This window comes from Vagococcus fessus, assembly GCF_003987565.1.
Classification (GTDB): domain Bacteria; phylum Bacillota; class Bacilli; order Lactobacillales; family Vagococcaceae; genus Vagococcus_D; species Vagococcus_D fessus.
Window position 1 is genome coordinate 144,554 of the sequence record NZ_NGJY01000002.1, and the last position, 19,769, is coordinate 164,322.

Consider the following 19,769-nt stretch of genomic DNA (forward strand, 5'->3'; position numbering starts at 1 on the left):
GACTATAAGTATAACGATTTATAAGTCAGTATACATCAGACTTTAGTCCAATATTTTTTAGTATATCTAGGTTTAGTTTATAAGAAATAGAGGCTAAATGGCAAATGATAAGAAGAGGATTAATGAATGACGGAAAATAAAAAAACTTACCTAACGTAAGCTTTTCAATGTGTCATATATAGTTGGTAAGCAGACGGAATCTCATCCCATGATACGAATTCTATCTCTTTGACAAAGTCAGCTTTATGACTGACCTTTGCATAGTTCTTATCATTAGGAGATTGTCCCCCCTTAAAGGTCAATTTTACTACTTGACCAAATTGATTGACCACTTCCACATCTTCATACGGATCAGGAAATTGAGGAGCTGTTGTTTGGTTATTAAAAGATTTACCATGATTATATGTTACTGTCTTAGGTAATTTAGCATAACCTATTTCCAACTTAACTAGCGGATTAAATTTTAAATAATGATCGTTCTCTCTATCTCCTATAAAAATAAAACCTGCTAGTCCAATTGCCACCAAACATACTAGTACTAACCCTCGTTTTAATGTATCACTCATAGACCTCACTCCTTATCGCTTTATATGAGGACACTATATCACTAGATGAGATAACACTGGTGTAACAATTAGATTAAATAACACATCTAATTTTAAACATCCTCCCTTCTATTTGAAAATCACTCCAAGTTAGATACTTTTTTATACAATAACTACTCAACATACAAAATTAGAAATTTACTTTTGTATAAAGACATTCTATTATGAGTAGACTGCTCACTACTGTGAAGTTTTGATAGTCTTACTCTTGTATAGAAAGGTCTTATATGAAATTATCATTACGAAAAACACTTAAATTGCTCGGTTCTATTTTTATTTTACTGACTATTGGTTACCACTTTTCCTATTTTTATTTAAGCTATAGCTTCAACCGATTCACTTCCACTTTTGATACACCTTCAAACCACGAAACTTATTCAGCTATTGATTTAGATAATCACTACTACCTAGAAGCCCAAACTCCATCATATGGTACTCTTACAGGCCAACTTAGTGTCGCCTCAATAGATGGAAGTTACAAACTTATCATTTGGCGGAAATTCCCTAAAGAAACAACCTTAACGCTCCAACAGTTTTCTAAAAAATACGACAAGCTTTTATCTCAACCACTCGAAATAAAAAGTGGCTCAGTAGATCTCGAATTCTCTAATTTATCTATCGGAAAACAAGAACAGATAATTGATATGGAACGAGAAGCTAAGAACATTTTTGGAACCAATGTCCTTGAAAATACGCTATAATAAATACTTTTTTTTAGACGACTTCAACTAATAAACAAATGATATTTTTTATCTGATATAAATATAAAATAACAGTTTCAAAACTAAACGATACACTCGTTAGAAAGAAAGTGATTCCTATTTTGCGCTATCAAAGCATACTAAAACTACTGTTACTCAGTTCAGCTATTTGTTTACTAGCTTCTGTATTTAACTCATTTTATTATTCTTATGCCGCTCAGGTGCCATTAAAAATTGAACTCCTATTATTAATTCTAAATTTTATTTTTTTAACTGTACTTGCATTAACATCACTAGCTTCAATCTTTTCCTATCTTAATTACTATTATATTATCGGTGGCTTTATATTAATTGGTTCATTTTTATTCTATTTTACTAGTCCACTCTTCTTACTCTTTTTTATTATAGAATCTGTTATCACGATACTCCACCTTCAATTGGCAAAAGACCAATACGGAACCTAACAAATAAAATAGTAAAAAAGCATGACCTGTTAATGATTAACAGGTCATGCTTTTTAGTATCTAATATCTTTTAAAATCAAAACAACCACTCTCACAGCTTATACACGGACTTTTTCTGACTGATTATCGGTAATTGTAGAAAGCTACTTTAATCCAAATAAATGATTTAAGTAGCTTTCTACAATTACTCAAATCAAACCATCAGAAAAAACACCTTATCTACGCGCAAAAAAATCTACTCCTTCGGTAACTTCGAAATAGGTTGAATTAGTATTTCAAATTCATCCTATTTCTCCAGTTACTTGGAGCAGATCGATTTTTTTACAGCTTTAATTAAAGCCTTCGTCCATTAGGTAGGCTTCGGCTTGTTCTTTTGTTTTGAATACTGCTTCGATGCCTCCGCTTTGCATCACTACTACCCACATGTAGTTTTGGTAGCGTAGGTACAGGCGATCGTCGTGTGCGTCTGACCATTCTTCTTCGTAGCCTTCTGCATAGCCATCTTCTGTTAGGTTTAGGAATTCTATTGCATTTCTAACATACTCGATTAATTCTTCACGGTTCAGTTCGATAACTGATACATAGCCGTCTTTTGTTTTTTCTGGTGCTAAGTAGCCAGCGTATACAAAAGCATTTCCACTTTTAGGGTGTAAAAATTTTACGACTGTTGTTTTTGGAACGGCACTACCTTCATAATGGTAGTTTAAACGATTCATTGATACGGGTTGGCATGTTAGCTCTTCAAACTCGTCAAAGATCGCTTTTTTTTCTTCAAATGATAACATTTGACACCTCATCTATTCTTTATCTTAATAAAAGAAAACTTCTCCTTACGAAGAAGTTTTCTTGATTAGTCAGTATTATGCGTTTTTAGCGTTTAATTTAACGATTTCAACGATAACGTCTGTTGCTTTTTGCATTGTTTCAACAGAAACAAACTCAAAGCGTCCATGCATGTTTTCGCCACCAGCGAATACGTTCGGTGTTGGGATACCCATGTATGAAATTTTAGAACCGTCAGTACCACCACGAACTGGTGCAGTGTTAGGAACGATATCTAAGTTTTCCATTGCTTCTTTAGCAAGGTCAATGATACTCATGTCTTTAGCAATGATATCTGCCATGTTGTAGTATGAATCTGCAATTTCGATAACGAAACGTTCTTCGTCGAAACGGCTGTTCATTTCAGCAACTAGGTTTTTCATTACTTCTTTACGTGCTTCAAATTTTTCACGGTCATGGTCACGAATTAAGTATGACATTTCTGTTTTTTCTTCGTTTCCTTCGATGTGTTCTAAGTGGTAGAACCCTTCGTATCCTTCAGTATGTTCTGGTACTTCTTTAGCTGGTAATTTGCTGTCAAATTCCATTGCTAATTTAATAGCGCTAATCATTGTATCTTTAGCAGTACCCGGGTGAACGTTTTTACCATGGATAGTGATTTCAGCAGAAGCTGCACTAAATGTTTCAAATTGTAATTCGCCTAATGGGCCACCATCCATTGTGTAAGCGAAATCTACGCCAAATCCTTCAGCGTCAAAGTTGTTAGCACCTGTTCCGATTTCTTCATCTGGACCGAATGCTACTTTGATTGTACCGTGCTCGATATCTGGGTTAGCGATTAAAATTTCCATCGCTGTCATGATTTCAGCAATCCCTGATTTGTCATCTGCTCCTAAAAGAGTTGACCCATCAGTTGTGATAAGTGTTTGACCTTTGTAGTTTTTAAGGTTAGGGAAATCTTTCGTTGTTAATTTGTATTTACCATCAGCATCTAATGCGATATCAGATTCACCGTCATAGTTTTCAACAAATTGAGGATTAACACCAACAGCGTTAAAATCAGCTGTATCCATGTGAGCGATAAAACCAATGCTACGTACACCTTCTTTAGATGTGTTGCTTGGTAATTCAGCTGTTACGAAACCATTTTTTTCGTTGTAGCTAGCATTTGATAAGCCGATTTCTTTTAATTCAGCTAATAATGTTTGAGCAAAATCAACCTGTGTTTGAGTTGAAGGTACTGTAGTGCTAGTATCGTCAGAACGTGTTTCAGTTTTGACATAACGGATAAAACGAGGTACTAAATTTTCATACATAAGAAAAATCTCCTTTATAGTTTAATAATATTTAAATGGGTTTGTATCAGTAGATGACTCTACAAATTCAAGGTCCCAATTATAAGCTTCTTTCCATTGTTCACATAGCTCACGTAAACGTGGTTGACATAAAACTTCAATATGATGACCTGGATCAATCACAGATAATCTTTCCTCTATCATATCATGTCCTGTATGATAATACACATCTCCTGTTAAATAAACATCAGCTTTTTTGCTAACTGCATCTGGATAAAACTTCTCTCCACTACCGCCACAAATCGCCACACGTTTTACCTTTTTATCAACAGAATCTGTCGTTAAGCGTAAACCATCTAAGTTAAAGGTTTGTTTCACTGTTTGTACAAACTCTTCCAGCGACACTTCCTCTTCTAATTCTCCAATACGACCAATTCCGAAGTCTGCAGTCGTTGACGGCATAGGCTCCCAAGCATAGTCCATTGGTTCTTTATTAAATAGCTCTTTCAACTTCGTTTCTACAGTTTGTTTTGCAAATTCTAGAACTTTAAACGTTCCAACTACCAATTCGCCTTCCATCTCTTCCACGATTGTTGGGTAACAAGTGAAGTCTTGACTAATAGCTGCTTCGACTAATCTTAATTCTTCTTCATCTGTTGCCATTACACTTAATTCCCACTCTAGAATACTGTGTGTATGCGTTAAGTAAGTGGTATTTTTTATCCCTAATTCCTCACAGAACCAGTCATTTAAGCCATTGTCTACGATATCTAGATTCGTATGTGCTGCATAAACTGCGATATCATGCTTGATAATCTCAGTGTACATTTTAGTTTGCGGATTATCCGGCACTAAACGTTTTACTGATCTGAAAATCGGTGGATGCTTCGCCACAATTAAATCTACGTTATTTTCAATCGCTTCTTTGATCGTATCCGGACGAACATCTAGAGTTAGCATGACCTTGTTAATCTCTTGATCCATCGAACCAAAATGTAGCCCTACCGGATCTCCCGCCTCTGCTAATTCCTGAGGACAATATGTTTCAAACTGTTTGATAAAGTCTTTTAATAGTAATCCCATTAGATCAACTCCTCAATCCATGTTTTTAATTGTGTCATTTTTTCAATCTTAGCGCTTTGGTCACCCTTGGCTGCTTTTAATTGTTTTAAAACATACTCTTTTTGTTCCAATTCATCTGCCCATTTTGCTTTGAAAACAGACGTTTGATTAGAAAGTAAGAAGGGGCCAAACTGTAATTCTTTTTCAGTATAAGTCGGGGCTTCTGATGCTTTTTCAGCCACGATAACTTCGTAAAACTTACCATCTTCTTCTAAAATATCTTCAGCAATAATCTTATAAGAGTGGTCTTGTAACCATAAACGAAGCGTTCTTTCACCAATATTGGGTTGTAAAATAAGACGTTCCTTACCTGATAAAATCTCTTTTTCATAGCCTCGATCTAAAATCTCACTAATTAAAGAACCACCCATACCAGCAATCGTAACAGCTGTGACGTTATCTTCTGGTTTTACTGCTTCAAGTCCATTGGCTAAACGAACTGTAATTTGATCTTCTAGTCCAAGACTTTTAACCAAATGACAAGCAGACTCATAAGGGCCTTTTACAACTTCTCCTGCTACAGCAGTTGTTATTTTATTATTCAATATTAACCATGCGGGTAAATAAGCATGATCCGATCCGATATCTGCTACAATCGCACCACTTGGCACAAATTCACAGACTTTAGCTAGACGGTCTGATAGCTTTTTTTCATTCATTTTTTCACAACACCTTTTGTTTATTTACCGCTTCATTATAACACTTAACGCCCTACAAGAGGGCGTTAATCTTAAAGTTTTTTCATGCTAACGATAGACATACCAGGGATTTGTGGTGGTAGTGAACGAGTTGTCACCGCATCACCTTTAACTGTTACTTCAACTTTATCGCCTTCAACAAAGTTTTCTACTTTGAAATCATCTTCAACTTGCTCTTCACCCAAGTTTAAGATAACACCATCTTGACCAAATCCTTTAACTAATTCATCAGGGTCTGTTTCCGCATTGATATCAGAAACATGACAACTCATTTGACCTTCAGCCATCGTTGTTTCACCTTTTAATGTTCCTGTGAAAACAACATTATCCTTTTGGTCTGTAACTTTTTCATCTAATAATTTTACAGATACAATAGCATTTCCTGCTACTTGCGGAGGTAGGGAACTTGTCATTGCTGAAGGACTCTTCATCGTCACTTCAACCATCTTACCTTCAGTAAGATCTTCCTCATTAATTTTACCTTCAATTAAATCTTTTGTTGTGTTAATAATAACACCATCAACTAAGCCTTTTGAAATACCATCTGGATCTTTAACACCCTCTGCTCCAATGATATATAGACTGACTTTATCACCCTCAACCACCGCATCTTGTTTTAATGAGCCTTTAAATATAACCTCATCTTGTTTGGCTACATCTTTTGATTCTGTTTCTTTAGTTGCTTCTGTCATCTCTGTCTTCGTCTCCGTTGTTTCAGTTTTATCAGACTTATTGCCACATGCTCCAAGAACCACCATACTCATGATTAATGCACCTGTAACTAAATATTTTTTCTTCATATTAAAACGCCTCTTTTCATTTACTCGACCCTATTAATGGATGAGTTAGTTTCATATTACCTCTCTATTTTACTACATTTGGCACATTCATGCTTACTATTATTACTCAATAAAAAACACCCTCTAAAAATTAGAGGATGTTTCAACATTTTTATTCTAAGAAATCTTTTAGTTGTTTAGAACGAGATGGATGGCGTAATTTTCTTAACGCTTTTGCTTCAATCTGACGAATACGTTCACGTGTTACGCCAAATACTTTCCCAACTTCTTCAAGAGTACGTGTACGACCATCGTCTAAACCGAAACGTAGACGTAGAACATTTTCTTCACGGTCAGTTAATGTATCAAGTACGCTCTCTAATTGTTCTTTTAATAATTCGTATGCCGCATGCTCAGCAGGGCTTGTCGCATCTTGATCTTCAATGAAGTCCCCAAGGTGCGAATCATCTTCTTCACCGATTGGCGTTTCTAATGACACTGGCTCTTGAGCAATTTTTAGGATTTCACGAACTTTTTCAGTTGGTAATTCCATTTCAGCACCGATTTCTTCTGGTAAAGGTTCACGACCTAAATCTTGAAGTAATTGACGTTGAATACGGATTAATTTATTAATAGTTTCAACCATATGTACTGGAATACGGATTGTTCTTGCTTGATCGGCAATCGCACGAGTGATCGCTTGACGAATCCACCACGTTGCATAAGTTGAGAATTTGAACCCTTTAGTATGGTCAAATTTTTCAACAGCTTTCATAAGACCCATGTTACCTTCTTGAATTAAATCAAGGAATTGCATGCCACGACCTACATAACGTTTCGCAATACTTACTACTAAACGTAAGTTAGCTTCTGCTAATTTTTGTTTCGCTTCTTGATCGCCTTCTTGAATACGAAGTGCAAGTTCAACTTCTTCCTCCGCTGTTAAAAGTGACACGCGTCCGATTTCTTTAAGATACATACGAACTGGGTCATTGATTTTCACACCTGCGGGGGCAGATAAATCTTCTAAATCCTTTTTACTTACTTTTTCTTCTTTAATCAAAGCACGTTCAGCTGGTTCGCCTGACGCATCAACAACACTGATACCTTGATCTTCAACACGTTGAATTAAGCTATCCATTCCTTCTGAACCTAGCTCATAAGGCACTGCAATCACATCAGTCAATGTATCAATTACAACTGCACCTTTTGGTTTATACTCTTTAATAAGCGCTAAAACCGCTTTATCATATGTTACTTTTTTTTCTCCACTTTTCTCTGCCACAGAAGAAAGCCCCCTTTTAGTTTATCGTAGACTTTTTAAGTCACGCTGTAGATTTATAATTTCAATCGTCAGGTCTTGTTCGAGTTGCTTGTTCCCTTGACGACTTGCTTCTTTTTGTTGTTTTAATTTTTCTTGCTTGGTTACTTCTAATTTTTGACGCTTAATAGCTAGCAAATAATCATTTATTTCTCTTTCAGAACTCTCATCTGATAAATCTTGGTAAGATAACTGAACCACTTTATTCTTCAGATGATCTTCTTTAAGATAATCTAAAAAAGCAGCTTCTTCAAATTCACTATGTATCATCATATAATCATTAAAGTGATGATAGAGCTCTTGATACTCATCGTGAATAAACGTAAACTCCTCAATTTGAGAAATCTTAGCTTGTACACCCCGTTCATGCATAATGCGGTATAAGAGAAATTGTTCTGCTTTTTCTCCCACACTAAGCGGTCTTTCTTGAAACTCTTTCACCTGAGTACTAGACCTTTGGTAAACAGGAGGTTCATTGTGATAAACCGGTTCACCATACGGTGGTTCGAAGGTCTCTGGATAAGGTGGTTCAGGCATGACATCGTCTACGACTACCGAACGATCTGGTCGTTGCTGTTTCTGACGTGTTCGATCTACCTGTTTAACCTTTTGTAATTCAGATTCAATCGCTTCTGGCGAAATACTGAATTCTTCTGACAATTGAGTAATATAAACTTCTCTTTCGATAACAGAAGGAATTTTAGCTAGTTCTTTAACCATCTCTTCAATATAAGCAAATTTTTCTTGCTCATTTTTCATGTTCTTACCTTTTTGATGGTATCTCATGTAAAAACTAAATGGACTTTCACGACCATTTTTCATTATTTCTCGGTAGCGTTCTTCTCCATTTTCTTTAATAAAATCATCTGGATCAAGACCACCTGGTAAACTTAAAATGCTTATACCTAAGTCGGTTTGTGCACTTAATAGCTCAATTGCACGATGCGTAGCTTCAATCCCAGCTGAATCACCATCATAGGCAATCACAACATTTTTAGACTGACGTTTTATCATGTTGATTTGCTCGTTTGTTAAGCTAGTCCCCATGGACGCCACACCTTGTTTTACACCTGCACGCCATGACGCTATGACATCCATAAACCCTTCAAATAAAATAAGTTCCTGCTCCTTGCGAGCAATAGCTTTTGCCTTGTCAAAGTTGAATAAGACTTGGCGTTTATTAAATAATGGTGTTTCTGGACTATTAAGATACTTAGGTTGTTTCGATGTATCCACCGTTTCACTTGGAAGAACACGTCCTGAAAATGCGACGGTCTTGCCTTTATCATCACGAATTGGAAACATTATCCGCTGATAAAAACGATCAACAAACCCTTCATCTCTCTCTGTCATCAAACCTGATTCGGCTAATAATTCATCAGAAATATTATCTCTCTCGAATACTTTTTGTAAAAGTATACGCTCTTTCGGTGCATAGCCAATCTCAAACTCTTTGATAAGTTCTTCTGTCATACCCCGTTCTTTAAGATAATGAAGTGCCTCTTCTCCAGCTTCTGTATTGAGTAACACATGGTGATAGATATCAGCAGCCGTTTCATGTAACTTCAAAAGTTCTTGACGTTGACGCATAGCCGGCGTCACTTCAACCTCTGCGGGTGTTACAAAACTTAAGTCCGTCGAGATATTGCCAATTTCAGCAACTTTCTTTACTGATTCAGGAAAGCTAAGTCCTTCAAGCTCTTGTAAAAATTTAAATACATTTCCACCCTTACCACAGCCAAAACAGTAAAAGATTTGTTTATCTTCTACGACTGAGAATGAGGGAGAACGCTCTTCATGAAACGGACACAAACCAAAATAATTTTTACCTGATTTTTTCAGTTGGACATATTGTCCAACTATCTCAACAATATTAGTCTGTGTTCTAATATCCTCAAGCATCTCTTGAGGAATACGTTGTGCCATTGTTCTCACCTCACTTATTATGGTTACAGGTATCAAAGGCCGCACCGAACGAAACGTTCGACACGACCCTTGGAAATGTCCATAAATATTCATATTCTATTATAGCACACTTCCCTTGTATAGCAATTACTAGCCCTCTGATTAAAACGCTTTTTTACAAAAAAATGAGAGCTAACTTTGATCCCGTTAGCTCTCATTTCTTTTACCTTATTTTTAACTACATGTTTATTATTCTTTTTCAATCTTCTTTACTGGCTTAGGTGCTTTTTTACCATTACTTATTCCAATTTTAACAGTATACTCCATTGGGACATACTGATTATAAGCACTCATTTCAACCACTGTTCCTTTTTCCTCAGTTGAATTTTTTTCATAAGTTTGATAATAAATAGCCGCACCTTTTGATCGATAATCTTCATAAAAAGCTTTCTCCAAGTCACCCTCTAGTTGACCAAAGTATGATCTTAAATAGGGACGACCATTTGAATACGTTGCAGTTACTCTAGCTTGTTCCTTCGTTTTTAACTTAGTTCCCGCTTCTACTGATTGAGAAATCAAATTACCGTATGGAACTGAACCTGAAAAGACTTGTTTCACAGTTACTTCCAAGCCTTCTACACTCGTTGCTGACTCCATCGTGTAATCAGAGAAGTTTGGAACCATTACTGATTTCCCTTCAGAAATAACTACTTTAAATGGTGATTTTTTCGCTATTTTCTGACCTTTTTCATGTGATTGAGAAATGACTAAGCCTTCTTCAATCTTGTCTGAGTCGCTTTTTTCATAGGTTGCTTCCAACTCATTTTTTTTGACCCACTCTTCCACTACCTCTTTAGATTTCCCTTTGAAGTCAGGAACTGTGATATCTTTTTCAAATACTTCTTTCCCTTTAGAGTAGGTTACAATAACTTGGTCAGAACGTGTATATGTTTTTTCCGTCACATCTTTATCTTTAAACTCTAATTTGATAAATTCTTTTTCTTTCTTTTTATCGCTATAGTCATCTAAAACGGTCACATTATCTGCCTTATTTTTTACGATCCACTCCGTTGCTGCAGCTTTTGATAGCTTACTAAAATCTGGTAAAGGTAGAACTTCATCAGGATCTGGGCCTTTACTTGCAGTTAAAATCAGTGTTTCTTTTTTCTTTAGTTTGCTAGTCGATTCTGGTTTCTGTTTCAAAATGACATTTGCTTCTTTTTGTGTATTGAACTCTGTTTCCACTTTAATCGCGACATCATTCTCACTACTCCATGTTCTCGCTTCAGATACTGTTTTATTCTTAAAGTTTGGCACCTCTACATGACTATAGCTATACCACGCCCAAGCAATTAAACAACCCGATACGACCCCTATTATTGTCCCAACAATAAGTTGTTTTTGCTTTTTCTTTTTATAAGTAGGATCAATTTCAACTTCTTCCCCTACCGTAGAACTAATGGCAGCTTGTTTCTTTTCTTTTTTTCTAGACGTCTTGATGGTTTCTTTCGGCATCGATTTTTTAGATGCTGTATTGTCTTCTACCTCTACCTCTACGTCATATTCTTCCATCAAACGACGTTCAATTTCTCTTTTTAACGCTTCTTCGTCTTGAACCTCTTTTGATTTAGCAGGTCTATCTGGTTTCTTTTCATTATTTTTTTCTTTTTTTGCTATGGTTTTACCATAATTATCTTGGTCAAAATTCGATAAAAAATCACTCATATTTACTCAACATCCCTTTTTTAAGATACAATGTTTCATCTGACATCGCTGCTATTTCATTAGAATGAGTTACTACAATGACACATTTATTATGTTCATGTGCTAAAGTTTTAAAAATATCAACAATTTCTAGCTCCATCTCTTCATCTAAATTTCCGGTTGGCTCATCTGCTAATATAACATCCACATTTGTTGCAAGTGCTCTTGCAATCGCAACACGTTGTTGCTCTCCACCAGAAAGTTTGTTAACTGGTCGATTAGCTTTTGTTAAAACAATTCCAATATAATCTAATAAATTATAGGCTACTACTTCTGGGTTTTCTGGCAACTTATTTTCTGTAATCGACATAGGAACCATCACATTCTCAACCGCGGTTAAGTAGGGAATAAGATTGTAACTTTGGAAAATTATTCCGATTTTATTACGTCTAAAGTTCTCATAACCAATTTGTTTGATATCATTCCCCTCGAAAAGAATTTCTCCTTCCTTAGGTTCATCAAGTGCACTAATTAATGATAAAAAGGTTGTTTTACCAGAGCCCGATTGCCCTAATATCGTGTAAAATTTACCCTTTTCAAATCCAACTGTTGTATCTTTTAAAATAAAGCGACGTTGATCGCCATCTTGGTAAAAATAACTCACATTTTTAGTTTCTAATATTGCCATCTTAAGTCCCCCCTTACATCATTATTTTCTTAGGATTTAGTCGTAAAATATAAATCAAAGGTATCACCGTTGAAAGTAAAACAGTCAGTAACCCCACCACATAGAATACACCGATATATTTTGCTGATAATGAGACTTCATACGATTCTTTAACATCAGTTGCATCAACTGAATTACCCGTCAACTCTGCTAATTCCCAATCATCTTCATTCATCATACCCATATCATTATTCTTATCTTCTTGTGCTTTCATTTGAGTTGAAATAAGTGAGCCAGATACATTCTTAGCTAAAACATTTCCTGTAAAGACAGATAATGTAATCGCAACAAATGCAATCATAACTACCTCTATCACGATTTGACCGATTACTTTTGTACGTTTCTCACCCAAAGAAATATAAATCCCTAATTCATGCTTACGGTCACGTAAGAACAACAAGACAACCAATGAAATAATCAGCAGAGTTGCACCTACTGATACATAAATCACGTATTTAGCAATCTTCGACATATTTTTTACAGGACCTGCGATAGAATCGTATTGGTCTGTCGACATGATTAATTTACTGTATTTATCAGGTAGTAACGCTGTGGCATCTTGTTTAAACGCCTCAGCATCTTCTGGTGTTTTAAGAACAAAATAAGGTGTCAATGGTTCCGAAGGTTGCTCCCCTTTTAAAATCTCTTCCATCTCTTTTTTATAAGAAGGGAATTTCTTATACATTCCTTCTTCAAATGCTTTATTATTTTTTTTAATGACGTCATTCGGAGCATAGATTAAATTGTATAAGTTTTCTACCATGTTCTCTGCTACGTCATTTCGTTTCTTCTCTTTTTTATCATTTACAATCGGTGAAAACAAACCAATAATGTCAAACACTTGTTTTTGTGTGAATAACTCTGGCTTATTCTTTTCATCATCCATCGCTTCTGAATCCATATAATTTGGTGATGAGGAATCTACTACAAGCTTATCACCAACTTTTAGATTATTTTTCTTAGCCATTTGTTTCGAAATAATCGCGACAGGTTTTCCACTCGCAATTTCCTCTTCTGTAAAAACTCGACCATCGGTTAGTTCAACTTTCTTCTCTTCAATATCCATTACTTTAGGATAATTGACACCTTTATATGAAAAAAATTCAGTTAGGCCATCTTGGCTCTGCATCTCTTCCTCTTCATGCTTTTGATACATCTTTAACTCTTTAGTTTGCGCCCCACCTGTTATATTGTAGTCATAATATTTAACATAAGGTAGTGACCCAATCTCTTTAATCTTGTCCAATGTTAATTCTTTATTTCCTGGTCCTTTTTCATCATCAGGGTGCTCATTCCAAAATTTCTCAAACTCTTTTGAATTTATCCCTACTGTCGCAGTCCCACCTAATTGTTTCTTAATATTTTTTTCAACATTTTGTGTCGCTTGCTGAATTGAGATAGCACCTGCGATTACATTTCCTAAAATAAAAATAACTGCAAATAAAATTAAAGACTTCCCCTTTTTTCTCGTAACACTCGCTATCGCTCGTTTAAAATAATTCATACCATCGCCCCTTTTCCTCTCCACTTTTATCGCCTAATTATACCCCGACTATACCATAGGCTCCTAATGAAAACTATTTAATTTTTTCTTATTAAACCGCTAACAGAATTCGTAATAATAAGCTTTTAAACAAATACCCCTCATTAAAATAACAGCCTACTTATACTAAAAACTCCGCATCAATTAAGATGCGGAGTTTCATTTATTATTTAATAACAAGTAAATCTAAGCTTGCAATTGATTTAGCAATCTTAGCAATTTTATTCAATTGACGTAGACGATTTGCTTTAACAGAATCATCTTCTGCCATTACCATTGTTTCATCGAAGTAAGCATCGATTAACGGTTGTAGTGCTTTAAGTGCATCGTAATTTTCTGATAATGTACGGTCCATTGCTTTTGTTTCTAATTCGGCAACAGCTGTATGCAAGTTTTTCTCAGCTTCATTTTCAAATAACTTAGGTTCAACTTCTTCATGAATCCCTTTTTCAAGTAATTCATGACCTTTTTTAGCTAAGTTCATAACACGAGTTAAGGCTTCAATAGATGGTTTGAAATCATCGTTTGATTGGCTCGCTTTTAAGACATGAGCCGCCTCTGACATCGTTGTTAAGTTTGCTTCATCTGTGTTAATAACAGCTTCAATAATATCATGACGGATTTCTTTTGTTGATAAGAATTGTTTCATACGTGCTTTAATGAAGTCTAAAATGCTGTCCACATCTGCAGATAATGTTACGCCATATTTAGCTGAGTCTTTATTTATTGTTTCTAAAATATCACGGTATAGCTCAATAAGCGGTAAGTCCCACTCACGGTCAGCAACAATACGGACAATACCATATGTTTGACGACGTAAACCATAAGGATCATTTGATCCACTTGGAACCATATCAGCATTGAAGAAGCTCATCACTGAATCTAATTTATCCGCAACCGCTAAGATTGCACCTAATTCAGATTCTGGTAAGTCACCTTCACTTGATGTTGGCATATAGTGTTCTTTGATTGCTTTTGCTACTGCTGGATTTTCACCTTGCATTAACGCATATTTCTCACCCATAATCCCTTGTAATTCAGGGAATTCACCGACCATGTTAGTCATTAAATCAAATTTATAGATTTCAGAAGCACGTTGTAGTAATGCTAAGTCATCTGCTGTTAAACCTAGTTTTTGACCTAAAATTTGAGCGACTGCCCCAGTACGTTGCATTTTTTCATATGTTGAACCAATTTTTTCATGGAATGTGACGTTTTTAAGTTTTTCAACACATTCAGCGATTGTTAGTTCTTTGTCATCACGGAAGAAGAATTCAGCATCTTCAAGACGAGCTAGTAATACTTTTTCATTTCCTTTAATCACGTTTTCAATATGAGCATCGTTACCATTACGAACTGAAACAAAATGAGGCATTAATTGACCTACTTCATTCGTTACGTAGAAATAACGTTGATGTTCTTTCATTGATGTGATTAGAACTTCTTCAGGAATATCTAAGTATTTTTGGTCAAAGTTACCCACAAATGCTGTTGGGTATTCCACAAGATTTGTCACTTCTTCTAATAACTCATCGTCAACAATGACTTTGAAATTATTTTCCACAGATAGAGCTTCCATTTGTGCCACGATTAAATCTTGACGTTCTTGGCTGTTAACAATAACAGCTTGAGCGCGTAAGTCTTCTTCGTATGTATCAGCACTTGTGATTGACGCTTCTTGACCTAAGAAACGATGACCACGTGATGTACGGTCTGTTTGGATGTCTAATAATTCAAATGGTACAACTTCTTCGCCTAATAATGCCACTAACCAATGAATTGGACGAATGTATTTGAAATCATAACTTCCCCAGTGCATGCTAACAGGGAAGTTAATACTTTTAATAACAGAAGGCATTTCTGCTAACACTTCTTTTGCTTCTTTACCCGGAATAAATTTATTAATATGAACGTACTCTACACCTTTGATTTCTTTGAAGAAAATATCTTCTGGTGTCATTCCTTGTCCACGTACAAATCCTTGAGCTGCTTTTGACCAATTGCCTTCATCGTCTAATGCGATTTTTTTAGCCGGTCCTTTTGCTTCTTCTTCGATATCTGCTTGTTTTTCAGCTAAGCCATTAACACGTAGGCCTAAACGACGAGGTGTTGAGAATGTTTCAATAGACTCAAAGTCTAAACGATTATCTTTTAAAAATGCTGCTGTCTTATCTTTTAATTGAGCCACACTTGGTGAAACCACATGAGCGGGCATTTCTTCTAAACCGATTTCTAATAGGAAATTTTGAGCCATCTTATTTGTCCTCCTTGTTTGTGTCTTTATTTAATAATGGGAAGCCTAATTTTTCGCGTTCTGCTACGAAAGTTTTCGCTAATTCACGCGCCATTTTACGGATACGTGATAAGAAACCAGCACGCTCTGTTACTGACACAGCCCCACGAGCATCTAATAAGTTGAAGGCATGGCTACATTTTAAAACGTAGTCATAGGCTGGATGTACTAAACCTTCAGCAATACATTTTTCAGCTTCTGCTTGATATTTTTCAAATAAATCAAATAACATCTCTTGATTACTTACTTCAAAAGCATATTTTGAATGCTCATATTCAGGTTGGATAAAGATTTCGCCGTATTTAACGCCCTCTGTCCACTCTAAATCATAAACACTTTCTACTTCTTGAACGTATGAAGCTAAACGCTCAATACCGAATGTAATTTCACTTGTAACAGGGCTACATTCTAATCCACCCACTTGTTGGAAGTACGTAAATTGAGTGATTTCCATACCGTCTAACCATACTTCCCATCCTAAACCAGCACAGCCCATTGATGGGTTTTCCCAGTTATCTTCGACAAAACGGATGTCATGCTCTAATGGGTTAATCCCGATTAATTCTAAACTTTGTAAGTATAATTCTTGAATGTTATTTGGAGATGGTTTCATAACCACTTGGAATTGGTGATGTTGGAATAAGCGGTTTGGATTTTCACCATAACGGCCATCGTCAGGACGACGTGATGGTTCAACATAAGCTGCATTCCACGGCTCAGGTCCGATTGCACGTAAGAACGTGTAAGGGCTCATTGTCCCTGCCCCTTTTTCAGTATCGTATGCTTGCATTAACATACAGCCTTGTTCAGACCAGAATTTTTGTAACGTTAAGATCATTTCTTGAACGGTTAATTTTTTCTTCATCTTGATTTCTCCTTTAGTTTTCTACTTTAAAACAACAAAAAAAGCCCCTATGAGTACCTGTTTCCAGAATACACATAGGGACGACTAATCGCGGTTCCACCCTACTTCTGATATGACTACCAGCAGCTTCGTTTGGTGTTACTCCAGAGCGCCTCTTCACTCATCCGTTTAAGTTGGCTTTCACTCTCCCAACCTCGCTTTACTAAACCTGATGTCGCTACTTTTCTCTTTCAACGTAACTATTTAATTCCTTTTAATAATAGCGTTAAACCTTAGTCGTTGTCAACTTCTTTTTCTTTTGTAGGCAGTGGTTTTAACATACCTTCCCAGGATTTCATTTCATCAATAAATTTTTTGCTTTTTAACCTTACCCCTGTAAATTCATCATATAGTAAATCGACGGTTTGTCTAATGGCTAATTTTGTATCCTCTTTTAATGTAATACTTTCAATTTGATCTAGTGTAATACTAGCAAACAAACGCATGAAATGGATAGCCTTCGGGTCAGCATGGTAACGTCTTCGGTCCATTTCCCAGTGGCGCTCACATAAGACACCTGAATACTGTGAAGAAAAATCAAAACGTCCATGAGTTTCCCCACATACACTACACCCTTTCCATTCAAAGTCATAGCCAAATCGAGAGAGTAATTGCAGCTCAAAAATATTCGTGATGATTTCCGCATCCAATCCTTTATTTAAATACATTAGCGCTTGTTTGGTAAACCCATAAAGTGCCGGGTCGTATGTTTGGTCTTCAATTGCAACATCTACTAAATTTAAGATATACGTCGCATAGGCACTGACAAAGATATCTTGTTGGATGAGTTTAAAGTTCTCTAGCTCTTTGTAATCTTTCAAAAAAGAGAGGCCATCACTGTTAATATCTGCAATATATGTTGCTTCTGTAAATGGCAAGATAGCTGGAGCAACGCTACTATTTCTACCACGTGCCCCTCTGACAAAAAACATAATCTTACCGTGTTTTTCAGTAAATATTTTGACTAATTTGTCTTTTTCTCGATGATCCTTCGTAAATAATATCATCCCTTTGGTTTCGCTTCTTAGTGTCATCACGTTGCTCCTTTCTTTTTTTAAACAAAAAAGAGGATTGATATAAAATCAATCCTACTCTTTTTAATAGTCCATATCACGGTAACCGTAATCTTGTAATGAGCTTTGCTTATCACGCCAGTTTTTCTTAACTTTAACCCAAAGTTCAAGATAAACTTTGTTACCTAATAAGTTTTCAATATCTTTACGAGATTTGATACCAATGTCTTTCATCATTTTGCCGCCTTTACCAATTAGAATTCCTTTTTGGCTAGAACGTTCAACAACGATAGTAGCATGAATATGAATTTTATCATTTTCATCACGACGCATATCTTCAATTACAACTGCAACTGAATGCGGTACTTCTTCGTGAGTTAAAAGTAAGACTTTTTCACGGATTAATTCTGAAGCGATAAAGTATTCCGGATGATCCGTTACTTGATCTGCCGGATAGTACTGAGGACCCTCAGGCATTTTATTTTCTAAAATAGAAAGTAAGTTGTCCACGTTATTTCCTTCAGTTGCTGAGATTGGTATAATTTCAGCAAAATCCATTTGCTCTTTATAATCTTCAATGATTGGTAATAATTTATCTGGATGGATTGTATCAATTTTATTAATTAATAAATACACCGGTGTTTGGCTATTTTTTAAACGTTCGATGATGAAATCATCTCCACGTCCACGAGGTTGCTCTGCGCTAACCATAAATAACGTCGCATCAACTTCTCTTAATGCACTGTAGGCTGTCTCAACCATGAAATCACCTAAGCGATGTTTTGGTTTATGGATACCAGGTGTATCAATGAAGATAATTTGAGCGTCATCAGTTGTATAGACACCTTGAATTTTATTACGTGTTGTTTGAGCTTTATCACTCATGATTGCGATTTTTTGTTTCACAATTCTGTTTAATAACGTTGATTTTCCAACGTTTGGGCGACCAATAATCGCCACAAATCCTGACTTATGTTCGTTTGAACTCATTTAGTTTCCTCTTTCTTAAAAAACAAACAGTGACGATGTTGGCACTGTTTGTTTGGTTAGTTAAATTAGTAATGACAACACTTTTGGAATAAAAATAATTCCCCCAACAAGCAGTGCAAAGAGTGCTGTTAGTAAGACAAGGGCTGCCGCCATGTCTTTAATTTTTTTAGCTAACGGATGATAATGATAATCCGTTACCAAATCAATTGTATTTTCAACAAGCGTATTTAGTATCTCCATTGCTAGAACTAAAAAGATAACAAGGAGTAGCCACAACCACTCATTCAATTGAATTTGAACGATTAGCGCTAAGAGTAGTATAACAAATCCTGCTAAAACATGATAGCGCATATTACGTTCTTCCTTAAAAGCAGTTCCGATTCCTCTTAAAGCATGTTGTAACGACCTGAAAAAAGATTTATTTTTACTGGTTTGGAATGGGTCCTTATCTTGATAAGCCATAATCAGCCAAAATCTTTCGTTGCAAGTCGAACATCTCTTTCTCATCTTCTTCTGTCATGTGGTCATACCCGTTAAGATGTAAGAAACCATGAACCGCTAAGAAACCTAGTTCACGATCATAACTATGACCGTACTCTTCTGCTTGCTCTGCTGCACGTTCAATCGAAATCATGATATCGCCAATATTACGAGGCATCATCATGTCTTCCTCTTCAAAAATAATTGGCATTTCATCTTCACCTAATTCTTCTAGAGCAAAGCTAATAACATCAGTTGGCGCATCTTTATGACGGTAGTCACGGTTAATTTCTTGAATAGCTGCATTATCCATAAACGTTACAGACATTTCAGTATCTTCTTCTAACTCAAGTTGTTCTCCAGCAAATACTAGAATACGTTCGATTTCAGCTTGTTGCTCTTCTGAGACTTTTCCTGTTTCATCCATTAACGTGATTTCCAT

18 protein-coding genes are annotated in these 19,769 nt (G+C 35.9%); 1 reads left to right on the forward strand and 17 read right to left on the reverse strand.

Annotation, left to right across the window (positions count from 1 at the left end):
• Positions 1-164 precede the first annotated feature (164 nt).
• The gene (locus tag CBF31_RS05045) at positions 165-566 is read right to left on the reverse strand and encodes a YxeA family protein (protein WP_126831306.1); all 402 of its coding nucleotides are present in this window, start codon (positions 564-566) and stop codon (positions 165-167) included.
• 266 nt (positions 567-832) lie between these two features.
• Here CBF31_RS05045 and CBF31_RS05050 point away from each other — a divergent pair, with 266 nt between their 5' ends.
• Positions 833-1,306: a hypothetical protein gene (locus tag CBF31_RS05050; protein ID WP_126831307.1), complete on the forward strand. Its 474-nt coding sequence runs from the start codon at positions 833-835 to the stop codon at positions 1,304-1,306.
• 793 nt (positions 1,307-2,099) lie between these two features.
• Here CBF31_RS05050 and CBF31_RS05055 read toward each other — a convergent pair.
• From CBF31_RS05055 to ybeY, 16 genes are all read right to left on the reverse strand, one after another.
• Positions 2,100-2,555, reverse strand: coding sequence for a hypothetical protein (locus CBF31_RS05055; RefSeq protein WP_126831308.1), 456 nt, complete (start codon positions 2,553-2,555; stop codon positions 2,100-2,102).
• 75 nt (positions 2,556-2,630) lie between these two features.
• Complete coding sequence (gene pepT / locus CBF31_RS05060) at positions 2,631-3,869, reverse strand: peptidase T (protein WP_126831309.1); 1,239 nt, start codon at positions 3,867-3,869, stop codon at positions 2,631-2,633.
• A 21-nt stretch (positions 3,870-3,890) separates the two neighbouring features.
• The gene (locus CBF31_RS05065) at positions 3,891-4,931 is read right to left on the reverse strand and encodes a Nif3-like dinuclear metal center hexameric protein (protein WP_126831310.1); all 1,041 of its coding nucleotides are present in this window, start codon (positions 4,929-4,931) and stop codon (positions 3,891-3,893) included.
• Positions 4,931-5,629: a tRNA (adenine(22)-N(1))-methyltransferase gene (locus CBF31_RS05070; RefSeq protein ID WP_126831311.1), complete on the reverse strand. Its 699-nt coding sequence runs from the start codon at positions 5,627-5,629 to the stop codon at positions 4,931-4,933. Before CBF31_RS05070 ends, CBF31_RS05065 begins: the two co-directional genes overlap by 1 nt.
• Before the next feature lie 71 nt (positions 5,630-5,700).
• Positions 5,701-6,468 (reverse strand): hypothetical protein, encoded by a 768-nt coding sequence (locus CBF31_RS05075; RefSeq protein WP_126831312.1) that lies wholly within the window; start codon positions 6,466-6,468, stop codon positions 5,701-5,703.
• A gap of 151 nt (positions 6,469-6,619) precedes the next feature.
• The gene (gene rpoD / locus CBF31_RS05080; RefSeq protein ID WP_126831313.1) at positions 6,620-7,732 is read right to left on the reverse strand and encodes an RNA polymerase sigma factor RpoD; all 1,113 of its coding nucleotides are present in this window, start codon (positions 7,730-7,732) and stop codon (positions 6,620-6,622) included.
• 21 nt (positions 7,733-7,753) lie between these two features.
• The gene (gene dnaG / locus CBF31_RS05085; RefSeq protein WP_126831314.1) at positions 7,754-9,694 is read right to left on the reverse strand and encodes a DNA primase; all 1,941 of its coding nucleotides are present in this window, start codon (positions 9,692-9,694) and stop codon (positions 7,754-7,756) included.
• Positions 9,695-9,922: 228 nt separating this feature from the next.
• A complete protein-coding gene (locus tag CBF31_RS05090; protein ID WP_126831315.1) occupies positions 9,923-11,398 on the reverse strand; it encodes a PASTA domain-containing protein in 1,476 nt (491 codons plus the stop codon).
• Positions 11,391-12,065 carry an ABC transporter ATP-binding protein gene (locus tag CBF31_RS05095; RefSeq protein ID WP_126831316.1) on the reverse strand — a complete coding sequence of 225 codons (675 nt, stop codon included), beginning with the start codon at positions 12,063-12,065 and terminating at the stop codon, positions 11,391-11,393. Before CBF31_RS05095 ends, CBF31_RS05090 begins: the two co-directional genes overlap by 8 nt.
• Before the next feature lie 13 nt (positions 12,066-12,078).
• Positions 12,079-13,608 carry an ABC transporter permease gene (locus CBF31_RS05100; protein WP_126831317.1) on the reverse strand — a complete coding sequence of 510 codons (1,530 nt, stop codon included), beginning with the start codon at positions 13,606-13,608 and terminating at the stop codon, positions 12,079-12,081.
• Positions 13,609-13,813: 205 nt separating this feature from the next.
• Entirely contained in the window at positions 13,814-15,901 is a 2,088-nt protein-coding gene (gene glyS / locus CBF31_RS05105) for a glycine--tRNA ligase subunit beta (protein ID WP_126831318.1), read from the reverse strand.
• A gap of 1 nt (position 15,902) precedes the next feature.
• A complete protein-coding gene (gene glyQ / locus CBF31_RS05110; protein ID WP_126831319.1) occupies positions 15,903-16,805 on the reverse strand; it encodes a glycine--tRNA ligase subunit alpha in 903 nt (300 codons plus the stop codon).
• Positions 16,806-17,077: 272 nt separating this feature from the next.
• Positions 17,078-17,878 (reverse strand): DNA repair protein RecO, encoded by an 801-nt coding sequence (recO, locus tag CBF31_RS05115; protein WP_126831320.1) that lies wholly within the window; start codon positions 17,876-17,878, stop codon positions 17,078-17,080.
• 63 nt (positions 17,879-17,941) lie between these two features.
• Positions 17,942-18,847: a GTPase Era gene (era, locus tag CBF31_RS05120; protein ID WP_126831321.1), complete on the reverse strand. Its 906-nt coding sequence runs from the start codon at positions 18,845-18,847 to the stop codon at positions 17,942-17,944.
• Between the two features lie 60 nt (positions 18,848-18,907).
• Positions 18,908-19,309, reverse strand: coding sequence for a diacylglycerol kinase family protein (locus tag CBF31_RS05125; protein WP_245977927.1), 402 nt, complete (start codon positions 19,307-19,309; stop codon positions 18,908-18,910).
• Positions 19,293-19,769, reverse strand: a complete 477-nt coding sequence (ybeY, locus tag CBF31_RS05130; RefSeq protein WP_126831323.1) for an rRNA maturation RNase YbeY — start codon at positions 19,767-19,769, stop codon at positions 19,293-19,295. The genes CBF31_RS05125 and ybeY overlap by 17 nt, the downstream gene beginning before the upstream one ends.